Genomic DNA, 946 nt, shown 5'->3' with positions numbered 1-946 from the left:
GGATGTAATGTAGGACATAGGAGTTTGGAAAGAATCATTGTGCATGGTTACGTGTTATTTTTCCGCAGGGTGGATGGGTGAATTGAGCTGGTTTAGTATGTGTTGTTGGGAATTTTTGAGCATCATTGTTTATTTTGTAAGGCTTTTCGGTGAAAATGATTGTGCATTGTATAATTTGAAAATATACAAAATGAATTTTCAGGTCGCTTCTGTGGAGNCCTACGGAGTGCGGTTATTTTTGGAATGGTGGTTTCTACGCAGATGGCACTCCTACGGAGTGCGGCGGCGTTAGTTGTCGCTTTTGCTACACAGATTTTATTCATCCGGAGTAAGGTGGAGTTTTTATTTTGAAAGGTGTAGAAATTGCTGACATTACGTGAGTGGATTCTGATTGGATGAAAAGTGTTTTTGGCTGAACGGATGCGAGTTCGTTTTACATAGTATCGGTGGGACGTCCGCAGCAGGAGATGGGATGATTTGAAATTTGAAGTTTGAGATTTGAAATTCGGAATGTAGAGTTCGGATGTGGAATGTGGAATGTAAATTGGGTACGGGCGGGACGCCCGCACCAGCGGTGAGATTTTTACTTTGATGGTTTCATACTTCGATTCATAAAAGGTTGATTTGTGTGTGGAAGTAACCACCCCCGTCTAAAATCTGCGATTTTTGACATCCCCTCTGGAGAATGGGAATGGTTCAACGGGGTACTGGAAATAAGGGAAGTTTGGTTTTTACCGCTGGCTGGACTGAAAATGTAGTGAGAATCGATGGTTGAAACTTTTGAATTGAAGTTTTGGCTTTCCGGTTATAGTTTTTGCTGCTTTCTTTATTGAGATGATTATAGATTAATTGCTTACTGGTGATTGCTTACTACTTATTGCTCATTACTTATCAAAATTCAACAGTTCTTAAAAAGCGGAATCGTTACCAGCCCCGATGGAAACGA

Origin of the sequence: Chryseobacterium sp. Leaf394 (genome assembly GCF_001424105.1) — a bacterium.
Lineage (GTDB): Bacteria > Bacteroidota > Bacteroidia > Flavobacteriales > Weeksellaceae > Chryseobacterium.
Note: the sequence above shows the minus strand (reverse complement) of the source record.